Annotated in this window: 1 pseudogene; it reads left to right on the top strand. The window is 56.7% G+C overall.

From position 1 onward, the window contains the following. Positions 1-1,015: pseudogene (locus EDM57_RS22915) on the top strand (RHS repeat-associated core domain-containing protein); the annotation flags it as partial.

Raw genomic sequence — 1,015 nt, 5'->3', positions numbered from 1 at the left:
CTGTCACACAGCGCATGGACGTCCAGCGCAAGCAGCGTTCTTTTCAAAACAAGCAAATGTCGTATGCCGAACTGCTCGATGACATCACGAAAGCGTATCCGGGTTCGGACTATTTGGACTACGCCTCGAACGGAGCCCCGCTCGGAACGATTGCGATTCAATACCAGGAGACAGACTGGCAGTTTCTCAAGCGCATGGCTTCGCGGTTCGGAGCCGTCCTCGTGCCGGAAGCCGCAGCCAAGACGCCCAAGTTTTGGTTTGGCTTGCCAGAGGGGCGCACGGCGAAGGTGGCGGACCACCACTTTACCGTCCGAAAAAGGCTGTCGCCTTATATGGAAACGACAGAGAACGAATACGCCTCCGGACTTGGCGAAAACGATTTTCTTTCCTATGAGGTCGAGAGCGAACAAATTTTGCAACTAGGGGACCGCGTTCAGTTCCACGGCAAAGAGCTGGTCGTGGCCCAGGCAACAACCACGATCCAGCACGCCATCCTGACGCATACGTACCAGCTCATGCCCGAGGCCGGCATCCGGCAAAACCCGATCCGCAACGAGGACATCTGCGGGGCGGCGCTGGAAGGCCGGATCATCGACGTGCGCAAGGATACGGTGAAAATCCATCTGGACATCGACCCGCAGCAGCCCAAAGCGACGGCGAGCTGGTTCCCGTACTCCACGTTTTACACAGCGGAAGGCAACAGCGGCTTTTACTGCATGCCGCAACTCGGAGACGCCGTCAAGCTGTACTTCTCGACTCCAGAGGAAGAAGGAGCCATGGCGATCAGCTCCGTGCGCAAAGGCGGAGGCAGCACCGCGAAGACCGGGAATCCCGGCATTAAATACTGGGGAACCAACTTCGGCAAAGAGCTGATGATGGGCGGAAAAGAACTCGTCCTGACGGCAAAGGAGAGCGAGGAAGGGCAAATTTTCATCAAGCTGCACGAAGAAGACGGGATTGAAATCCACAGCGAGCACCCGATTGTGTTTTCCTCGGAAAAAGACATGGAGATCAC

Source organism: Brevibacillus gelatini (genome assembly GCF_003710935.1).
Classification (GTDB): domain Bacteria; phylum Bacillota; class Bacilli; order Brevibacillales; family Brevibacillaceae; genus Brevibacillus; species Brevibacillus gelatini.
Note: the sequence above shows the minus strand (reverse complement) of the source record. Positions and strands in the feature narration are given on the sequence as shown.